We start from the raw sequence: 17,472 nt of genomic DNA, 5'->3' as shown, positions 1-17,472 counted from the left end.
ATACCGCGGCTGCATCGTGGCGCCGCTGCGCTGCTCGTGTGCATCGAGGAAGCTGTACACCTTGGCCAAGTCCCCACCCTCGTGGGGAAGGTATGTCTGCTGATCAAGAGCCTGCGCGCTCATCACTCCTCCTTCTTTCCGAACAAATCGTAACACCTTTCGAAACGTTCGAATAGATGCCTGAGTGTCCGGAGGTGTCGGCATGACCAGTTCAGTGCGACCTGCCGCAGGCCGACTCGACTTGGCACCTCACTTTGACCAGGTAGTTCAAGATCTCGCCATCTTGCAGGTAGCGATCGCGGCCGGATCAGAACAAGGATTCGTCTCGCCCCGCATAGCTCATCGCCACGCCGGGCGACGATCCGGCCGCGCAGCGAGAGCGGTCTTTCACGCGCTGCACACGGCATGAACACCATTTCAAGGTCCCCTATCCTCTCTCGTGGACTCACAACACCCCTCCGTGGCGTCGTACGCCGATCTCGAGATGAGATGATTACGAAGTATGTGTGGAGAGTGCACAGAGTGACTAGAGGGACGGAGCGCCGATTTGACCGACCATGGTTCGGTGAGTGCCATCGACCTGTTCTGCGGGGCCGGCGGGCTTGCTTACGGACTACAACGGTCCGGTGTGGACGTTGTTGCAGGGATTGACGTCGATCCCGACTGCCAATATCCGTTCACGACCAACAATTCAGCCGACTTCTACCTGAGGGACATACGTTCGGTTACCGGAGACGAACTCACCAAAATATGGGGAAGTGACGACAATTTTAAGGTTTTGGCAGGATGCGCCCCGTGCCAGCCGTTCTCGACACTACGCCAGGCTGGCAAGAAGAACAAAGATGAGAAATGGAATTTACTGCGCGAATTTGGCAGGCTCGTCTACGAAACAGAGCCAGAATTCATAACGATGGAAAATGTTCCAGGAATTGCAAGAACGGATGTCTTTTCTGATTTCGTTTCCGGACTCACCGCCAACGGATATCTCGTGGATCATCAGGTCGTGTTCCTTCCCAATTACGGCCTCCCTCAACATCGGAAAAGGCTGGTGCTAGTCGCTTCACGAATTGGAAAAATACAAGTTCCAAAAGGAACCCACACACCAGAAAAATATGTAACAGTAAAAGATGTCATTGGTGAAATTGAGCCGATAATCCACGGTCAACAGAGCACTTCCGATCCGATGCATCGAACACAGGCATTGAGCGAGCGGAACCTGCAGCGAATCCGCTCCTCCTCCCCAGGCGGAACTTGGCGAGAGTGGCCAGAAGGACTCCAACTAGCGTGCCACAAGAAGGAAACAGGTAAGTACTACGCCAGTGTCTACGGGCGCATGGAGTGGGATTCCCCCAGTCCGACGATTACCACCCAGTTCTACAACTATGGAACCGGGCGGTTTGGTCACCCAGAGCAAGACCGCGCGATCTCTTTGAGAGAGGGGTCCGCCCTTCAAGGATTCCCACTCGACTACAAGTTTGTACCTTCAGGCGAACATATCACGATCGACAAAATTGGTCGCCTAATAGGTAATGCTGTCCCTCCAGTCTTAGGCGCCGTAATCGGAGAATCGATCATGAACGCATTATAGATCCCAGATACCCCGATTCTCTTATATAGTCCTCGAAATGCGTCACAACAACACCCATATATTCAGAGGCAAGGGTAAATATTTCCCGCAGGTCGGCCGCGGTGCAGTCCCGCCCGACTTCCGAGAAGGCGCGGTTTCCGTGCGCGAGATCATTTCGAGCCATAACTAGGGCCTCGAGCAACGTCCGATCATTTACAGCTTTTCTCTTGACACGAACCTTCAGTTCAGGAATCACATCGAACTCGATACCAACCTTTCTTATGGTCTTCTCGACATTCGAATCAGTACAATTTCCAGATGGCGCGGAAAAGACGAACTCGGGGATAGCGGAGGCATTCGCGTCATTAAGTAGATCGCGAGCAAAGACCGCTGCTTTCTCATGAGAACTTGGCAAAATCCTGTTGCCATACTTAGATACGAGAAAAAGATCGAAAATCTCTTGTTTTAGGTCTTTTATGGAGCTTGCTGTACCTCTGACCGCGGATGATAGATCCTGCAAACAAACCGACACCGTTGACTCAACCATGTTGTAGATCATGACGTAGCACGATGCCCTCAAAATCCTTAGGGTCTCACCCTTTGGCGCATCCCCACCAGATGCAGCCCCCTGATTCTCCACTTCCTCGAGATAAGCAACGAGATTCTCTACCTCCTCACACCTCTCCTCGAATACATCGCGAGCCGCCGTCACGACACAGACTCCAGCAGTCCGTCTCGGATGTAGCCGATTCTTTGCGTTAGACGCGCTCTCGCATTCGCTCCATCAGAGCGGACAATCGCACCGAATCGGTCACTTTCAATCAGTTCTTTGAACTTTTCTTCTTCAACTTGTAGATCCGGCATGCGCTCAAGCGCCTGTTTCGTTCCGATCGCAATCGCCTCGTATCTAGTCTTGGGCGTTGCGGTGGCTCTATCGTTTTTCCTGAATCCATACGGGGTGCTGTGGTTAATAAAATCCATAGTCCGGTGGAATTCACCCCTCATCGCATCAGCGATTTCGGGGTTTTCCACGAGTTCATCCCGCATTCGTTTGGCATATTCGAATAAGTAATCGGCCACTCTATCCCGGTAGCCGTCGAGATCGCCGGAAAGAGCAAAGAATCTTGATACCAATTCTTCGCGCGTCCTGGAATTCTCCTGCATCTGCGACATCGGCGTTAAGATCTTAAAGGTGGGAGAATCAGCGAGTTCGGTGATGAGTTCAGTGAATGGTCCTGGTAGCGCGCCCCGGCGAATCTCGGCGGGATTTGCGCTTTTACTTCCGGTGTTAATCCGATCGAATAGCTCCGCCCGCGCTTGATCGTCGGCCTCCTCATCGAGCACTACACCTCGGATTGTGCGATTCTTCAACTTCCGTTGGCGAGATTCTTTCAGATCGTTGAAATCGAATCCGCTGATTCTGTTCAGGGTTTCCAAGTCACCGAGACGGAGATTTCCATCAAGAAACTCGCGAATCGTTCTGATCCGCTGAGATCCGTCGACAATTTCTAGGCGTCCGTCGTCGATGTTCTCCCAAAAGAAGAGGAACGGTATAGGCAGACCCATCAGCAATGATTCAATAAATCGATGCTTCCGGTCTTCCTCCCAGACATCCTCTCTCTGGTACTCAGGTATATAGAAGTCATCGGACCGCAGTTTGTCAGCGAGATACTCGATGGTGTATTCAACCGTGTTGTATCCGATCTTTCGAGTTTCCTCGACGATCTGTGCCTCGGCGGCCTCTATCTCTTCAAGGGAAGGCCTCTGTCTCGCCTCCCCCTTTGTCTGACCGCGCTGAGCCATCATCAATGCCCTCCCAATCCCACCGCCAAACGATCCAATTTCAAGCACTATATGGGTCGTTCGACCGCGCCCCTCAGGCGCATGCTTCTTCTTCGTCTCACGTCGGTCGACACTTCTCGTTGACATGAGCGCAGGGGCCTCCCAAAGGCTGGCTGTCTGGCTGCCACGTTCGGCCGCCTAACGTAATGTCGCTTGCCAGGTTGATGGGACCACCTCGTTGCCACGAGCATGGGACCACCCGAAGGTGTCATCGAGCATCGACCTCGCCTTCTGAACTGTCAATGGCACCACGCCCGGGGCGGGTGCGTTGCCGGTAGGACGGTCCCTCGATGACGAGGGTGTGTGCCGCGGAGGTGAGCCGGTCGATCGCCGACTGCGCGAGCAGGGCATCGGTGGTCATCGACAGCCACTCATCAGGGGACCTATTCGAGGAGACGATCGTCGCCTTGCGACGATGCCGCTCCACGACCAACTCGTAGAAGTCGTTGGTCTCGGTGGCGTCCAGGGGCCGCAGCGCAAAATCGTCGAGGACCAGGAGATCGACGGTGGCGATGCGCCGCATCTCCGCCTCGACCGAGTTGTCGAGCCGGGCGGCGCGCAGACGGGCGAACAGCTTGTCGGCGCGGGCGCAGAGCACCGTCATCCGGCGCCGGATCGCGACGTGCCCGAGGGCGGTCGCCAGGTGCGTCTTGCCGACCCCGACCGGTCCCAGAACCAGAACCGAGTGGCCGGCCTCGGCGAACCGCAGTGAGACCAGATCTGAGAGCAGGGATCGGTCGTAGCGGAGGTCGTCGAGGGCGTTCCAGGTGTCGATTCGCATCGACTGATCCAGACCGGCGTTCGCCGACCGTAAAGTGGCCGAGCGTGATTCCCGCCGGAACACCTCGTCGGCGAGGAGCAGCTCCAGGAAGGCGACGTGGCTGAGCTGGTGCTGGCGGGCCAGGGCGAGTCGCTCGGGCAGGGTGTCCTTGAGGGCGCCGAGTTTGAGTGTTTTGAGGAGGGCGATCAGGTCGGCGCCGATCGGATCGACCGGCCCCGCGGGGGCGGGTGGGGTGGTCATCGCGTCTCCTTCGTGTCGGTGTTGCCGCCGAGGATCACCGTCAGATGCCCGGTCCTCTCGGTGGCGACGCCGGTCCCTGCAGTGGCAGGGGTGGTCCTTTCGGTGGCAACGCCGGTCCCGGCAGTGGCGACGCCGGTCCCAGAAGTGGCGGGGCCGGTCCGGTCGGTGGCGAACTCGGCGGGGTCGCGGGTGAAGCGGGACGGGGCCGCCGACCCGGCGGCCGGCAGCAGCGGCGCGGTGGTCTCGGTGGCGCGTTCGAGCATCGAGGCGATCTTGCTCACCGACACCACATCCAGATCCAGCGCCGTGCTGCACGCAGCTTCGACCGGGCCGGGCCCGTAGCGGCGGACCAGCCCGAGCAGCCGGTAGACCGCCCGCATCCGGATCCAGGGCAACGGATCGTCGAGCAGTCGTTCGGCGTAGATCCCGACGGCGTGGCCGTGCCCGGCGCAGGTGCCGATCAGTCGGTCCAGGTCCCGCATCGCATACCCGACCTTCTCAGTGGACAGATCCTCCGGGTCGGTGCTGCGCCCACCGGCGGGCTGGCGGGGGTGCACCTTCACCAGGGTTCCGCGCAGATAGAACTTCACCAGCGCACTGTCCGCCCGCACCTCGAGGATCGAGCCGATCCACTGTCCCGGTATCGAATACAACGCCTTGGCCACCTCGGCATGAAAGTCGCGGTGCACCTTGACCTGTTTGAAGATCGGCACGTCGTAAACCTGGGGAACGGCCAGCCGTATCGGCGCCTCGTCCGCGTCGAACACCTCGAGTGGGCGGGCCGCGGTGCTGCCGTGGGTCCGCATCCCGGCGGTGTCACAGCACCACACTTCGGCCCGCCGTTGCGCCTCCGCGAGATCCGCGAAGTCCTCACCGGCCCAGTCGTTTCCGCGCACATACTGAACGGCTCTTTCGACCCTAGGTTTATCTTTTGGCGACCGGATCCGCGCCGGATCGGTGACGAACCCGGTGTGCTGGGCGTAGTCCAGCCAGCCCTACGACAGCCGCGGATTGACCGCGTCCGCCTCGGCCACCACCGCCTTCATGTTGTCCGGAATCAGGACCTTGAAGACACCGCCGAAGAAGGTCCACGCCGCCTCGCAGCCGGCGATCACCGCCGCCAGGGTCTGCGAGTACGTCAGCCACACGAACATGTGCCGCGAATACACCGCGGTGAAGATCAGTGCGTGCACCTTGCGGCGCCGCCCGGTCTCCGGGTCGGTCAGATAGCCGAGGTAGCCGAAGTCGATCTGGCATTCACTGCCCGGATCGCCGTCGACGATCCGGACGGTGGTGTCCTTGCGGCCGAAACCGCAGCGCTCGGTGGCGAATCGGTGCAACGTCCGATACGGCACCACGCAGCCCTGGCGGGCCAGCAGCGTTTCGATCTTGGTGATCGTCAGCGGCGGATGGTTCCCCTCGCCGGCCACCCACGCGGTGATCTGGTCCTCGAACCCCAACAGCCGGTCCCAGGCGGACCCGTGCCCGCTCGGGCGTGCCGGGCGCACCGCCTCGATCACCGCACCGATCAGCCCATCGTCGAGGGCCTCGACCCCGTCGCTGCGCTGCAGGCCCGCGGCCTGGGCGGCCTCGACGTACCGGCGCGCCGTTTTGCGGTCCACCCCGCAGTGCGCCGCGATCGTGCGCAGCCCCGGTGGCCGGGACCCGGGCACCCCGAGCCAGACCCGGAGCACTTCCTTGACTTCGTTCACGTTGACCTCCCGAAACGCCATGCCCGTCCGCCTTCGTGACCGGGGATACCGACACGACGATCAAACGAGTCATCCGACGGGGACTCCGGCACGACGCGCCGGGTGGTCCCACAACTGGCAATCCGAGTGGTCCCATGAGGGTGGCAGAAATCAGGTCAAGACGGTCCCATGCTCATGGCAGGCGACACGTAATCAGGAGGACTCGAAGGCGGACTCGAGATGAGCACCGAACGACCACGGCCGGATGAGCTCACGGCCGTCCATGCAGCTTTCGGGGCGATCCCCACGCTTCCCCGCCTGCTGACTCTGCTGGGGGCAGTCGGAGTATCTCCGGTGAAGTCGTCGCCCGCCCATTCGGCGGCGCTGGCGTCGGTGAAGTAGGAACTGGTGCCAGGCCCAGGTAATGGACGCGGTCGGCGGTCCGGGGCCGCTCGGAGTCGGCGGGGAAGCCCCTCCCAGATACGGCAGGCACCGCCGGGGAGGTCGTGTTCGAGGGCCCCGGCGTCATCCCCGGGTACTGGAACCGACCCGACGCGACAGCCGAGACCATCCGGGACGGGCTGCTGTGCTCGGGCTTCAAGGTATGGCCCCCGCGAGGTGGAAGACGCGCTCAACGAGCACCCCGCGGTACGGGAATCAGCGGTCGTCGGCATCCCGGATGCCTACCGCGGCGAGTCAGTAAAGGCGTATGTCTCCCTCAAGGCCGGCGCTGGCGCGACACCGGAGTCACTGCGCGAGTTCCTCGTCGATCGGCTCGCGGCATACAAGCGCCCCGGAACGATCGAAATTCTTTCCGAACTGCCAAAGACCGCAAGCAGAAAATTCTGCGCCGGTCGCTTCGAACCGCCCCGCAGGGACTGTCGTCGGCAGAGTTGAAACTGACCGGACGAGGGATTTAGAACGGACCTAGTGCAACTGGACTGTGCGCCAACGTCTGTGGCATCTACCAGAGCGTGAGTGGCCGCCCAGCCGCTTCGGCACATCGGATCCGCTCTTCGATGCTGCCGGGAGCGTCGCCGCGCGGCGTCGCGAAGCACTGCAGCGTTTCGGTGGCGATCTGCCCACCCAAAGCCGGGTACCGAAAAGGTGTGCTCGAGAATCCCAATCATACTACCGCGCAACGTTGGTGGCGCACCCTGCCGGACGGCGTCACCGTTGAACAGGCCCAACGACGCGTGGACGAGTTACGCCGGCTGCGGGGTGACACCCGGCTACGGCCCACCGCCAACGGCAAGGCGCCGGTGGCGGTCGCCGAACCGTTGACCGCGCTGCCGGCCACGCCGTATCCGGCGATCCTCACCGAACCCCGGACCGCATCCCGGCAAGCGCTGGTGTCCTACCGCGGCAACCGGCACTCGGTGCCCCCGGAGCTGGCGTCGGCGCCGGTCACCGTCACCCAAGTCTTCGGATCGGAGGTGATCGACATCGTCACCACCGCGCAGATCACCATCGCCCGCCACCGGTTGCCCGGACGGCGCCGAGATTCCTTCAGTTTGGATGAACTCCGGGCTTTCCGACCGTTCCATAGATATGCCCGCGGCGGATCGCGAAGTCGTCGATGCCCAGGACGCGGACGTCGTGGATCTTGGAGTCCGGTATCACCCGGACGGCTCGGAGCAGGGTGTCACGGCCGACGCGGATCCAGAGCCGCGAGGCGGGCCCCGGCCCGGCCGGCCACGGCCAACCCCGATCGCGGAGATCACCGCGCGCCCAGCACCGGGTTCTCCGCGCCCAGGGCTGAGTCAATCCGGGGATCTGTTCGGCGAAAGTCTTTGCCGCGCAGTCGGTGGTGTCGCAGAAGAATCGGCGGACTCGGATATCGATCGTGACGGGGGGTGCCCGCCGATCGCCGTGTCCGACACCTACCGGCGGTAGCGGGAATGCAGCCGGGCGGACTCGCCGTCACAACGCGGGCACCGACCGCGCCCGCCTGTCGGTTCCGCGGCGACACGGATGGTCGAACCCACCCTCCGGACGCCGGCAACGACGACACCCACCAGATGGGGCAACAATGCTCGCACACTCTCGAAATCACACGCCGATGATCCTCACCCGCCGCAGATCAGCAGGCCGTGACGACACGCCCCGAATCTCCACCCAAAGTGCGCCAGATCCACTTTCGTCGAGCGTCGTCAGATGGGGCACGGCAAAGCGCCAAGGGCCTGGTGGTCGTGTTCACCACCTACGACTCCCTCCTCGTAGTCGCGGCCGCGCAGAAGATCGGGGTGGATTGTTCGACCTGGTGATCTGCGACAAGGGCATACTGCACCACTGGGGTGACGCTGTTCGGGGAGGACGAGTCGGACTTCGTCCGTCCATGACGCTGACTACATGCACGCGGACCGCCGTTCCGCTGTCCCGTGTCCTAGCTCTGCTCACTGCCGTCAGTGGCAGTCGTCGACGGCAGGCGTATCGGCGAATCGTGCTGCGAGAAAATCGATCGCTCCCGAGGCGCCGGAGAGCAGCATGGTGTTGTGGCTTCCGCCGGGGTAGCGGACGATCTCGACGGTACTCCCGGCAGCGCAGTATTGCCGGACGAATGCGTCGCGGACTGCGACGGGTACCAGTTCGTCCCCGTCCGCGTGATAGCTGTAGATCGGTGCGCTGACTTCTACTGCGGTAGGGCTGTTCTCAGCGAGAGCGGAACGCAGCGCCGGATGGTCGAACGGTCGAGGGTCGATCGTGAAGTCGTGCAACGACCGAAACGCATAGGTCGCGATCAGATCGACAGTGCACGCAGCACCGGTCGCGTGCATGGCCGCTCTGCCCTCAACGGTGAAGAGTTCGCTCAGCTGCTTCTCGGGGTATGCCCTATCGATACCGATCACTCCGCCGAAGGTGAGTCCGAAACCGTACCCACCATCGACGTTCCGCATGGTTGCCTCGAGGTCGGCGGGCAACCCGCCCAGTGCAATACCGTTCAGACCCAGCTCGGGAGCGTGGGACTGCTGAAGTTCGGCGGCCCACGCCGTGGCGAAGGCGCCGCCGGAGTATCCCCACAGACCCGTCGGCGACTGCGTGTTCAGCCGGGCTGGTACGAAATGCTGAGCGGCGCGGATCCCGTCGAGAACCGCGAAGCCGGCTTGCGGGCCGGCGAGGAACTCGGACTCCGGCCCCTCGTAGTCCGCGGTGACGACCGCCCATCCACGGGACAGCAGGTGCGCGATCATCAGTGACTCCGATGCGGCGTTCGAGGTCGCGGCCCCGAGGCCCGCCGTGAGTGCATACGACGGAGCGCACCGGGATCCGAGGCTGTCCTCCGCGGTCTGATAGGAGACCAGGGGCCGAGGGCCGGCGTCCGTCCACGGTGTTCTCGGGACCAGAATCGTGGCGACGTCGGCCACCGGTTCGCGGTGGGAGTCGAGCGACTTGTACAGCAGCTGCCACGAATCGACCGGAAGGGGCACACTTAGCGCCGTCGCGGTCACCGGCCGCGACCGCAGGATCGTCCCCTCAGGCCGCGACTCGTAGCCGGTCGGAGCTTGATAGAACGGGTCCTCGGATGGTGCCGGTATCTCGGCCAGCGCAGGAGCGGCGACCGCCACCAAGCCAGCGCTCGAGAACGTCACCATGGCAAGACAGACGAGCCACGCCGCCATTCGCATGGAAATCATATTACTACTCAAATGGTACGACCGAAAGCATCATTCATCTGCCCGGATCCGTTCCCAGATCGCAACACCGTTGAACAGGTCGAACAGATGACCTCAGCACACCCGAAATTGCAGTAACGCAACGCCCACACTGACCGTGGGAGCCGATGTCGCCCAGTACCGCGCATCGAAGTCGACGCACGGGCGGATCTGGAAGGTATTTCGCCACCCGCAAGCACGATCTGCGCGTGAGGTGAACTTCGCAGACGATCGTGATCGGCAAGCCGATTCCGGCGGAAACCAACGCGGTGCGGCCTCGCCCCCGGCGCGCGTCGACGCCGCATCCTTGCCGCTGGGCAATTCCCCCACTCGCCCGGGTCGTGTGCGGCACTGCTTTCGAAAGCGCAAATTGCCGTCCGGGCACTCATGGCGGCTCGAAGAATCGCACATTGCACATCGCACCGATTGTGATTGACATCACCACCGTCGGCATCTATCGTCCATTCCAATATGAGTATGAATCATTCGTATATAGGAACGTGACGCCGATGGCTGGGATTTCCCGAATAACCGCACTGCTTGTCGCTGCCGGACTTGCGACCGTCGGATGCGCCGAGATGCCGAAGTCCACCGCTGGCTACTACCCATCCGGGACAGTGCGGATCATCACACCGTTTGCCGCCGGCGGAATCTCTGACACCACCGCCCGTGTCGCGGCGAAATGCATGGAGGACGAATTGGGTGGAACGTTCATCGTCGAGAACCAGGACGGTGGTGGCGGAGCGATCGGGATGACGAGGGTCGCCAAAGCCGAGCCGGACGGCTACACACTCTCGGTGGTGTCGTTGTCGACCGCGGCACTGGTACCACTGGTTACCGATGGCGCTCAGTACGACGGATCCAGCTTCGACCCGATTTCCGGGATCACGCTTGCGCCCTCGGTGCTTGTGGTGAAGGGCGACAGCCCGTACCGCACCGGGCAGGAGGTGCTGGAAGCAGCCCAGCGGAAGGACGGTACGTTCTCGGTCGCCATGCCAGGCTCGATGGGCATCTTCGCGCTCGCTATCAACGGTGTCACCGAGGCCGGGGGGCCTCGTTTTACCAACATCCCCTTCGTCAGCAACGATCAGTCCGCGGCCGCGGTGCTGGGCGGAAACGTCGACAGCGCCTACCTGAGTACGTCGCCGACGCTGCTCAAGCAGATCGAATCGGGAAACCTGCGAGCCCTGGTCACGGGGGCCGACGAGCGGATCGAATTCCTGCCTGAGGTACCGACATTCACCGAGTTGGGATACGGCGACCTACCCGACTCGACAGTCAACGTCACCCTGCTCGCCCCGGCCGGGATCGACGGTGAGGTGAAAACCACCTTGGCGCAGGCCATGGGATCGTGCCTGAAAGACCCGACCACTGCCGACGTGCTGGGAGAGGAATTCGTGCGTGACGACGACCCCGGCCCCGAAAAGATTCGTGCAGAGATCAACTCGGCCGAAACCCAATGGCGAGAGGCGGTCCAGAAGTGAGCAACACGCTAGTGGTCGAGGAGTCCGCCGAGAAGAACGAGAGGGTTGTGGAGAATAGACGCCTCACCCCCGCGGTCCTGACCGCTCTCGGCGTATTGGCGACAATCGAATCGGTGCGTCTCGGGCTCGGTGACCTGACCGAGCCCGGCCCCGGAGCTTGGCCCCTGCTGACCTCGGTGGGCGTGCTCGTTACGAGCGCCTGGTTGTTCATTACCGGGGTCGAGCGTTGCGAGAAGGTCATGATCAGCGACCTCGCTCGGGTGGCTACCGCCATCGCCTCCGTCGCATTCTTCGTGGTGATGCTTCCGCTGGTGGGCATGCCCGTGCCGGCATTCGTGCTACTCGTGGTGTGGCTCCGCCTCTTCGGTGAGTCATGGCGACTCACGCTGGTCACCGCGACACTGGGGGTCGTCGCACTGCAGATCGTCTTCGTCGAATTGCTCGGCGTACCGTTCCCAATCGGGCCGCTGGCCCCCGGAAGGTAGATCTCGTGGATTTCTCCGGAATTATCACCGGCGTCGAGACGACGCTGACACCAATGAATTTGCTTTTCGTGCTATTGGGCGTGCTGGCGGGCATGGTCATCGGCGTGATCCCGGGCCTCGGTCCCACGGCAACGATCGCGCTACTGCTGCCACTGACCTACAGTCTCGAGCCCGCGACGGCCGTGATTCTACTGGCGGGTATCTACTACGGTTCGATGTACGGCGGCACGATCACTTCCGTGCTGCTCCGCCTCCCCGGTGAGGCAGCGTCCGTGGTGACGACGTTCGACGGCTACCAGATGGCCCGCCAAGGGCGGGCCGGGCCTGCCCTCGGCATCGCCGCGATCGGGTCCTTCGTCGGCGGCCTGGTCGCCGTCGTCGGCCTGGTCCTGCTGGCGCCGGTCCTGGCCTCCTTCGCGCTGAAGTTCGGACCGCCCGAGTTCGCCGTCGTGGCGCTTCTGGGCATTGTGTTGGCGGCGTATCTCGCGTCGCGGCGGTTCGCAGCGGCCCTGTTGATGGCCTTCTGCGGGCTGCTGCTTGCCACCGTGGGGCAGGATTCGATCGAGGGCAGTGCGCGCTTCACGTTCGGCAGCCTCGAGTTGCTCAACGGACTGGACTTCGTCGCGGTCGCCATGGGGCTCTTCGGGCTCGGCGAGCTGTTGTACACCCTCGAGCACTCGCGCCAGCCAGCCGGCACCGTCGCCCGTGTCGGCCATGTGCTCCCGTCGCGAGCCGAGCTGCGCCAGTCCCGCGGACCGATCGCCCGCGGCAGCCTGATCGGGTTCGTTCTCGGGCTGGTGCCCGGTGGCGGTGGCATGGTGGCCTCGCTCGCGTCGTACGCGACAGAGAAGCGGCGGTCGAAGAATCCGGAACGCTTCGGCCGCGGCGCCATCGAGGGCGTCGCCGGCCCCGAGACCGCCAACAACGCGGGTTCGCAGTCGTCCTTCATCCCCTTGCTCACCCTGGGCCTGCCACCGAACCCCGTGCTCGCATTGATTCTGGGCGCGTTGCTCATTCAGGGCGTGACCCCCGGTCCTCAGCTGATGAACGAGCACCCCGACATCTTCTGGGGAGTAATCGCCTCGATGGTCGTCGGCAACGTGATTCTGCTGGTGCTGAATCTGCCACTGGTGCGGGTATTCATCCGAATTCTCGACGTACGCGTCGCGATCCTCGTCGCCCTCGCCGTCGTGGTCACCATGCTCGGGGTCTTTAGCATCAACAACAGCATCTTCGACCTGTGGGTGGTGCTCGTCTTCGGTGTCCTCGGGTACGTCATGCGCAAGCTCGGCTTCGAGCCCGGCCCGCTGGTGCTCGCCTTCGTTCTCGGAGTGCTGCTCGAGCCCGCCATTCGCCAAACGCTGCTCATCAGCGGCGGCGACGTCACCGTCTTCGTCACCCGACCGATCTCCGGCACCATGTTGGCCCTCGCGGTCGTGTTCATCGGGGTGATGGCCGTGCGTTCCGTGCGCGCGCGCCGTACCCGACACGTAACCGACCGCCAACCCGAAAAGGCAACCCAATGACCCAGACTATCTCCACTACAACCATTCCCACCACACAGGCGAAGCAAGAGAATCTACCGCTGACAGGCGTCACCGTCGTCGCACTCGAGCATGCCGTCGCCGTACCCATCGCCACCCGGCAGCTCGCCGATCTCGGGGCGCGGGTGATCAAGGTCGAGCGAATCGACGGTGGCGACTTCGCCCGCGGATACGACGCCGCCGTGGCCGGCGAGATGTCCAGTGTGTTCCTGTGGACGGGCCGCGGCAAGGAATCACTGGCGCTCGACCTCAAATCGCCCGAGGGCCGCCAAATCATGCTGGAGTTACTCGCGTCCGCCGACGTTTTCATGCAGAACATGAGCCCCGGGGCCGTCGAGCGGCTCGGCCTGGGTGCCGACGAGCTGACCCACCGCAACCCGCGCCTGATCGTGGTATCCAACTCCGGGTATGGCACGCCAGGCCCCTATGCCGGCAAGCGTGCCTACGACGCCCTGGTACAAGCGGAGTCCGGAGCCGTAGCCGTCACCGGCACCAAGGACCTGATGGTCAAACCCGGCTTCTCGGCCGCCGACGTCGCCAGCGGCATGTACATGACCTCGGCGGCGATGATGGGCCTGTTCCAACGTGAGCGCACCGGATCGGGAACCGTGGTCGACGTCGCGATGATCGACGCAATGACCGACTTCATCGCCAACCACATCTACTACGCCCAGCACCACGGCAGCCCGGCCGAGCGGATCAGCCTCGGCCACCCCTCGCTGGTGCCCTACGGCGAGTACGCCACACAAGACACACCGGTGGTCATCGGCATCCAGAACGACCGCGAGTGGGCACGCTTCGCCGAGCACGTGATGGGACGCCTGGAGCTGGTCTCCGACCCGCGGTACGCCACCAACGTGGCCCGGGCAGGGTGCCGCGACGAGGTCGACGCGCTCGTCGCCGACACGTGCCGGAGATTCACCGCCGGCGAGCTCACTGAGCTGCTCGATCAGAACGGGATCGCCTGCGCCCGCGTCAACAATCTCGCGGTGGTGGCCGAGCACCCGCAGTTGGTGGAGCGGGGCCGGTGGGTCGAAACACCCACGCCCGTCGGGCCTGTGCCGACCCTGCGCCAGGTGATCACCGAGCGCGGTAAGGAGTACCCGGTGCGCCCGGTCCCGGCCCTGGGGCAGCACTCGCGGCAACTGCTTGCCGAGCTCGGCCACGACGAGAAGCAGATTGACGATTTCCTTCGCCGCGGAATCGTGGCGACCGCCGACGCCGACCTGTTTGCTGGAGCGTCCGCTCCCGCAGGGGACAGATAGACTCGCCGTCGAAATCACGGGCCGACAGGATGACACAGGAGGGGTGGGTATGGCCGACAGCGAGGGACACCGAGCAGTCTCCCGGGCGCTGCACGCGCTGGAACTCGCGGCGGCGTCCAAGGACGGAATTACTCTGGGCGAGCTGGCACACCAGATGGGGGCTGCCAAGTCATCACTCCACCCACTGCTCAAGGCACTGGTCTTCCGCGGCTATCTCACATACGACGGGTCGCGCTACCGTACCGGCCCGTCTATCGGCGCCCTCGCCGCTGTCGACAGCCCGTCGATCGTGCCGATAGCGCAGCCCTTCATGGACGACCTTGTGCGGCAGTTCGAGGAGACGGTCATGTTGGGTCGCGTGGTCGGTGAGACCCTCATCTATCTGCACAATGTGGAGTCCAATCAAGTTGTGAGGTATTCACCGCCACGAGTTCGTCCTCCCAGCGACCACCCGTCGTCCATCGAGAAGCTCTACCTCGCCCAGCGTGATGACGAGCAGATCGACCTCTACATCCGCGAGCACATTCACCCGTCGAAGCAAGAGGGCTTGCGCGCCGAAATCATCGAAGCCCGGGCCACCGGCGTTGCCTTCAACCACGGTGACACCTTCCCCGACCTCAGCGCCGTCGCCTCAGGCATTGTTGTTGGTAAGAGTCTCGCGGCATGCCTGGCCATCGGCGGGCCCAGCCGACGCATCGAAAGCCGATTGGACGAACTGGCGTCCGCCACAACTTACGCCGCCAACAGCATCGCCAAGTTGCTACTCCGGTGAGCCGCGAACTTCCCGAGTACTACAGCACCGCCGCCTGCCTACATCACCCACAGCTGGTGACGTCGGCACTGGTGGGATCCGGACTGGCGACGATCGGAACCGGTCTCCGTCCAGTCCGGCGCCGGATGCGGCGCACCAAGCATGTAGCTTGAACCAATTCGGGCGGTGGCGTCGCGCATTCTCCGCGGCGCCGAGTGGACCTGCACCCATCGCTCTATAGGAGGGATGCCCGTTGAATCCGGCCAGTCCAACCCGCGAGTGATCGAGCGCCGCGACCTTTCCCCAGCCTGCGCTCACATGCTCCCCGAAACCGCTGATCTCACCATCGCCACCGGTCGGTGAAGGTGCCTATCATCGAAGTCGTCGAGCGTGGAGCATCACATCAAGCGATAGTCGGTCTCTGCACCCTCGCGTGGCAGTAGCCTCTGGCCGGTGAGTGCTTCAACAACACCGGCGATATCAGTGACGGACAGTTGTCGGACCGCGGGAGGCGTCGTGCGCCGATCGAATCGGCGGCTACGGGCTGTTTCAGGCGTCATCAGGTTTGCGCCTCTCCGGTCGAGTGGTGATGCGTAAATCCAGAATATGCGACCCATGGCAACCCTGGGTTACGTCGAAGTGAGGTCCATGTGACCGCTCCGAGCGTGGCAACACACCCCGGACAAGTCCCAATCCATCATCGGAGCAGCTTGCGCTTCGGCTACCACGAGAACGTTCGATGCGCATGGCGCCTCAGTTGCATATCTGGCTAGGGGTAGAACGCGATCATCAACGGCGACTTGCCCGGCCAGTTCATGTGGAAGGACGACGACGTCGTCGCGTCCCCTACCGTCCGACTACAAGCTCGGCGACCGCCAACTGGTCGACGACACGTTCGGTAGCGTCCACATGGCCTTACGCCGAGCCTGTGGACCCGCAAGTACGACCCGAGCCAGCAGCAGGACGAGTCCCAGCGCCGGGGCCGCGTTCTCCGACGAGATCAGTCGTGATCGGGGCGCCGCCCGGAAGAAGATCGAGGTCGACGAGCACTCCCAGTCCGGCACCATCTTGGAGGCCCTAGCGACGCTGCGGCCGGCCGTCGAGGAGGACTTCTTGGTCGATCCCGCTTTTGCAGACGCTGCCCCGGGTCGATGTGGTTCCCCTCCCCAGCCACACTCAGGCGGCCGCGACCGCCTTCGCAACGGGCGCGCCATCCGGCTCGGGCGTAGCAAACGGCCGCGGAAGGAACTTGCTCGCGCCGTTCACCGCCAGAGTGCACAACGCGATCGTGAGTAGGGTTGCTGCCCAGACTATTCCGCTTGAGAATGCGGACTCGTCGAGATGTAGGGCAATGATAATTGGTGCACCGAGGCCGAAGTTCGCACCGAACATGGTGACGGGGAAGACCGCCAAGAGGCCGACGAGGCCCCACGCGGTGGACACCCGCCGCCAGAGCTGCACCGCCAGTACAGTAAACAGGACAACCTGGGTTCCCTCGAGCACGCCAATGACCAACGGATAGTTCCAGATCCGCAACTCGTACGGACCGTAATAGGTATAAACATTTGTGCCGGTACCGATGACCTCGAATACGCACGACGTGATGATCTCGGCACCCCAGATCAGGAACAGATGCTTGCGCCGGAGGCTTCCCTCGTACATACGACGGCCAGCGTAGAGGCAGGCGCTCGCGTACAGGATGATGTAGCCGCTATGCGACCAGTTCGGCTGAACGACCCCGAATGCAGTGAAGTGGGAGTACATCGCTCCCGGCTCGCCGTTGTGGACATCGTAGAACCAGAGGTCGAAAGCGACATCGTAGAGCGGTTCGGCGAAGGCCGCTACACCGGCCGCCAGGCATGCCAGCAGATAGAATGGAGTCCGCTGCCGGACGCACATTCGGAAGGCAACGGCCAGCATAATGGCAACTATGGCCCAACTCAGCCAGGTGAAAATACTCTGCCACATCATGTCGAGTTCATGCTGCATGACCTCGGATGGCATGCGCCCCATAGCTACTCCTAGTCCAACATCTTTGTGCGAATCGCCACTGCCTGGCCGGTGTAGGCCAACGATCCTTTGAGGCTAGGTCCGCCACCCCATGGCGCGCGTCTCCCAGGGGGGTACGGGAATCACACTTTGGGGGTAGGCGCGCGTCGGGGGAAAGCC

General features: G+C 62.9%; 12 protein-coding genes and 3 pseudogenes. 9 read left to right on the top strand and 6 right to left on the bottom strand.

Translation table 11 applies throughout. The annotated features are described in order from the left end of the window. The first annotated feature begins 565 nt into the window (after positions 1-565). Positions 566-1,588: a DNA cytosine methyltransferase gene (locus CBI38_RS35605; RefSeq protein WP_230990370.1), complete on the top strand. Its 1,023-nt coding sequence runs from the start codon at positions 566-568 to the stop codon at positions 1,586-1,588. On the opposite strand, the gene CBI38_RS38200 is transcribed toward CBI38_RS35605, so the two are convergent. From CBI38_RS38200 to istA, 4 genes and pseudogenes are all read right to left on the bottom strand, one after another. Continuing rightward, a complete protein-coding gene (locus CBI38_RS38200) occupies positions 1,572-2,279 on the bottom strand; it encodes an MAE_28990/MAE_18760 family HEPN-like nuclease (protein WP_162603400.1) in 708 nt (235 codons plus the stop codon). The genes CBI38_RS35605 and CBI38_RS38200 overlap by 17 nt on opposite strands. After that, a complete protein-coding gene (locus CBI38_RS35600) occupies positions 2,276-3,373 on the bottom strand; it encodes a DUF262 domain-containing protein (RefSeq protein ID WP_109336150.1) in 1,098 nt (365 codons plus the stop codon). Before CBI38_RS35600 ends, CBI38_RS38200 begins: the two co-directional genes overlap by 4 nt. Before the next feature lie 244 nt (positions 3,374-3,617). After that, positions 3,618-4,430 carry an ATP-binding protein gene (locus tag CBI38_RS35595; RefSeq protein ID WP_109336062.1) on the bottom strand — a complete coding sequence of 271 codons (813 nt, stop codon included), beginning with the start codon at positions 4,428-4,430 and terminating at the stop codon, positions 3,618-3,620. Positions 4,431-4,573: 143 nt separating this feature from the next. After that, positions 4,574-6,163: pseudogene (gene istA / locus CBI38_RS39885) on the bottom strand (IS21 family transposase); the annotation flags it as partial. 198 nt (positions 6,164-6,361) lie between these two features. Here istA and CBI38_RS38185 point away from each other — a divergent pair. From CBI38_RS38185 to CBI38_RS40880, 3 genes and pseudogenes are all read left to right on the top strand, one after another. Next, positions 6,362-6,523 carry a hypothetical protein gene (locus CBI38_RS38185; RefSeq protein ID WP_162603398.1) on the top strand — a complete coding sequence of 54 codons (162 nt, stop codon included), beginning with the start codon at positions 6,362-6,364 and terminating at the stop codon, positions 6,521-6,523. A gap of 56 nt (positions 6,524-6,579) precedes the next feature. Then, positions 6,580-7,041, top strand: a pseudogene (locus tag CBI38_RS35585) (AMP-binding enzyme); the annotation flags it as partial. A gap of 111 nt (positions 7,042-7,152) precedes the next feature. Next, positions 7,153-7,608, top strand: a pseudogene (locus tag CBI38_RS40880) (Mu transposase domain-containing protein); the annotation flags it as partial. Positions 7,609-8,526: 918 nt separating this feature from the next. Here CBI38_RS40880 and CBI38_RS35575 read toward each other — a convergent pair. Next, the gene (locus CBI38_RS35575) at positions 8,527-9,756 is read right to left on the bottom strand and encodes a lipase family protein (protein ID WP_230990369.1); all 1,230 of its coding nucleotides are present in this window, start codon (positions 9,754-9,756) and stop codon (positions 8,527-8,529) included. A 527-nt stretch (positions 9,757-10,283) separates the two neighbouring features. Here CBI38_RS35575 and CBI38_RS35570 point away from each other — a divergent pair. From CBI38_RS35570 to CBI38_RS35550, 5 genes are read left to right on the top strand one after another with little or no spacing between them, the layout of a single operon-like run. Continuing rightward, entirely contained in the window at positions 10,284-11,258 is a 975-nt protein-coding gene (locus tag CBI38_RS35570; RefSeq protein WP_109336148.1) for a tripartite tricarboxylate transporter substrate binding protein, read from the top strand. Continuing rightward, the gene (locus CBI38_RS35565; protein ID WP_109336061.1) at positions 11,255-11,743 is read left to right on the top strand and encodes a tripartite tricarboxylate transporter TctB family protein; all 489 of its coding nucleotides are present in this window, start codon (positions 11,255-11,257) and stop codon (positions 11,741-11,743) included. Before CBI38_RS35570 ends, CBI38_RS35565 begins: the two co-directional genes overlap by 4 nt. A 5-nt stretch (positions 11,744-11,748) precedes the next feature. Beyond that, positions 11,749-13,269 (top strand): tripartite tricarboxylate transporter permease, encoded by a 1,521-nt coding sequence (locus tag CBI38_RS35560; RefSeq protein WP_109336060.1) that lies wholly within the window; start codon positions 11,749-11,751, stop codon positions 13,267-13,269. Then, on the top strand, positions 13,266-14,552 hold the full coding sequence (locus CBI38_RS35555) for a CaiB/BaiF CoA transferase family protein (RefSeq protein WP_109336059.1): 1,287 nt from the start codon (positions 13,266-13,268) through the stop codon (positions 14,550-14,552). Before CBI38_RS35560 ends, CBI38_RS35555 begins: the two co-directional genes overlap by 4 nt. Positions 14,553-14,601: 49 nt before the next feature. Then, on the top strand, positions 14,602-15,324 hold the full coding sequence (locus CBI38_RS35550) for an IclR family transcriptional regulator (protein WP_109336058.1): 723 nt from the start codon (positions 14,602-14,604) through the stop codon (positions 15,322-15,324). A 1,155-nt stretch (positions 15,325-16,479) separates the two neighbouring features. Here the strand turns inward: CBI38_RS35550 and CBI38_RS35540 are convergent. Beyond that, on the bottom strand, positions 16,480-17,316 hold the full coding sequence (locus CBI38_RS35540) for a hypothetical protein (protein ID WP_109336056.1): 837 nt from the start codon (positions 17,314-17,316) through the stop codon (positions 16,480-16,482). Between the last annotated feature and the right edge of the window lie 156 nt (positions 17,317-17,472).

Source organism: Rhodococcus oxybenzonivorans (genome assembly GCF_003130705.1).
GTDB classification, from domain to species: Bacteria; Actinomycetota; Actinomycetes; order Mycobacteriales; family Mycobacteriaceae; genus Rhodococcus_F; species Rhodococcus_F oxybenzonivorans.
Note: the sequence above shows the minus strand (reverse complement) of the source record. Positions and strands in the feature narration are given on the sequence as shown.

Bases quoted from the DNA above. Each gene is read 5' to 3' on its own strand.
- CBI38_RS35540 (WP_109336056.1), bottom strand. From the start codon at position 17,316: ATGGGGCGCATGCCATCCGAGGTCATGCAGCATGAACTCGACATGATG.
- CBI38_RS35555 (WP_109336059.1), top strand. From the start codon at position 13,266: ATGACCCAGACTATCTCCACTACAACCATTCCCACCACACAGGCGAAG.
- CBI38_RS35570 (WP_109336148.1), top strand. From the start codon at position 10,284: ATGGCTGGGATTTCCCGAATAACCGCACTGCTTGTCGCTGCCGGACTT.
- CBI38_RS38185 (WP_162603398.1), top strand. From the start codon at position 6,362: ATGAGCACCGAACGACCACGGCCGGATGAGCTCACGGCCGTCCATGCA.
- CBI38_RS35575 (WP_230990369.1), bottom strand. From the start codon at position 9,756: ATGATTTCCATGCGAATGGCGGCGTGGCTCGTCTGTCTTGCCATGGTG.
- CBI38_RS35595 (WP_109336062.1), bottom strand. From the start codon at position 4,430: ATGACCACCCCACCCGCCCCCGCGGGGCCGGTCGATCCGATCGGCGCC.
- CBI38_RS35600 (WP_109336150.1), bottom strand. From the start codon at position 3,373: ATGATGGCTCAGCGCGGTCAGACAAAGGGGGAGGCGAGACAGAGGCCT.
- CBI38_RS35550 (WP_109336058.1), top strand. From the start codon at position 14,602: ATGGCCGACAGCGAGGGACACCGAGCAGTCTCCCGGGCGCTGCACGCG.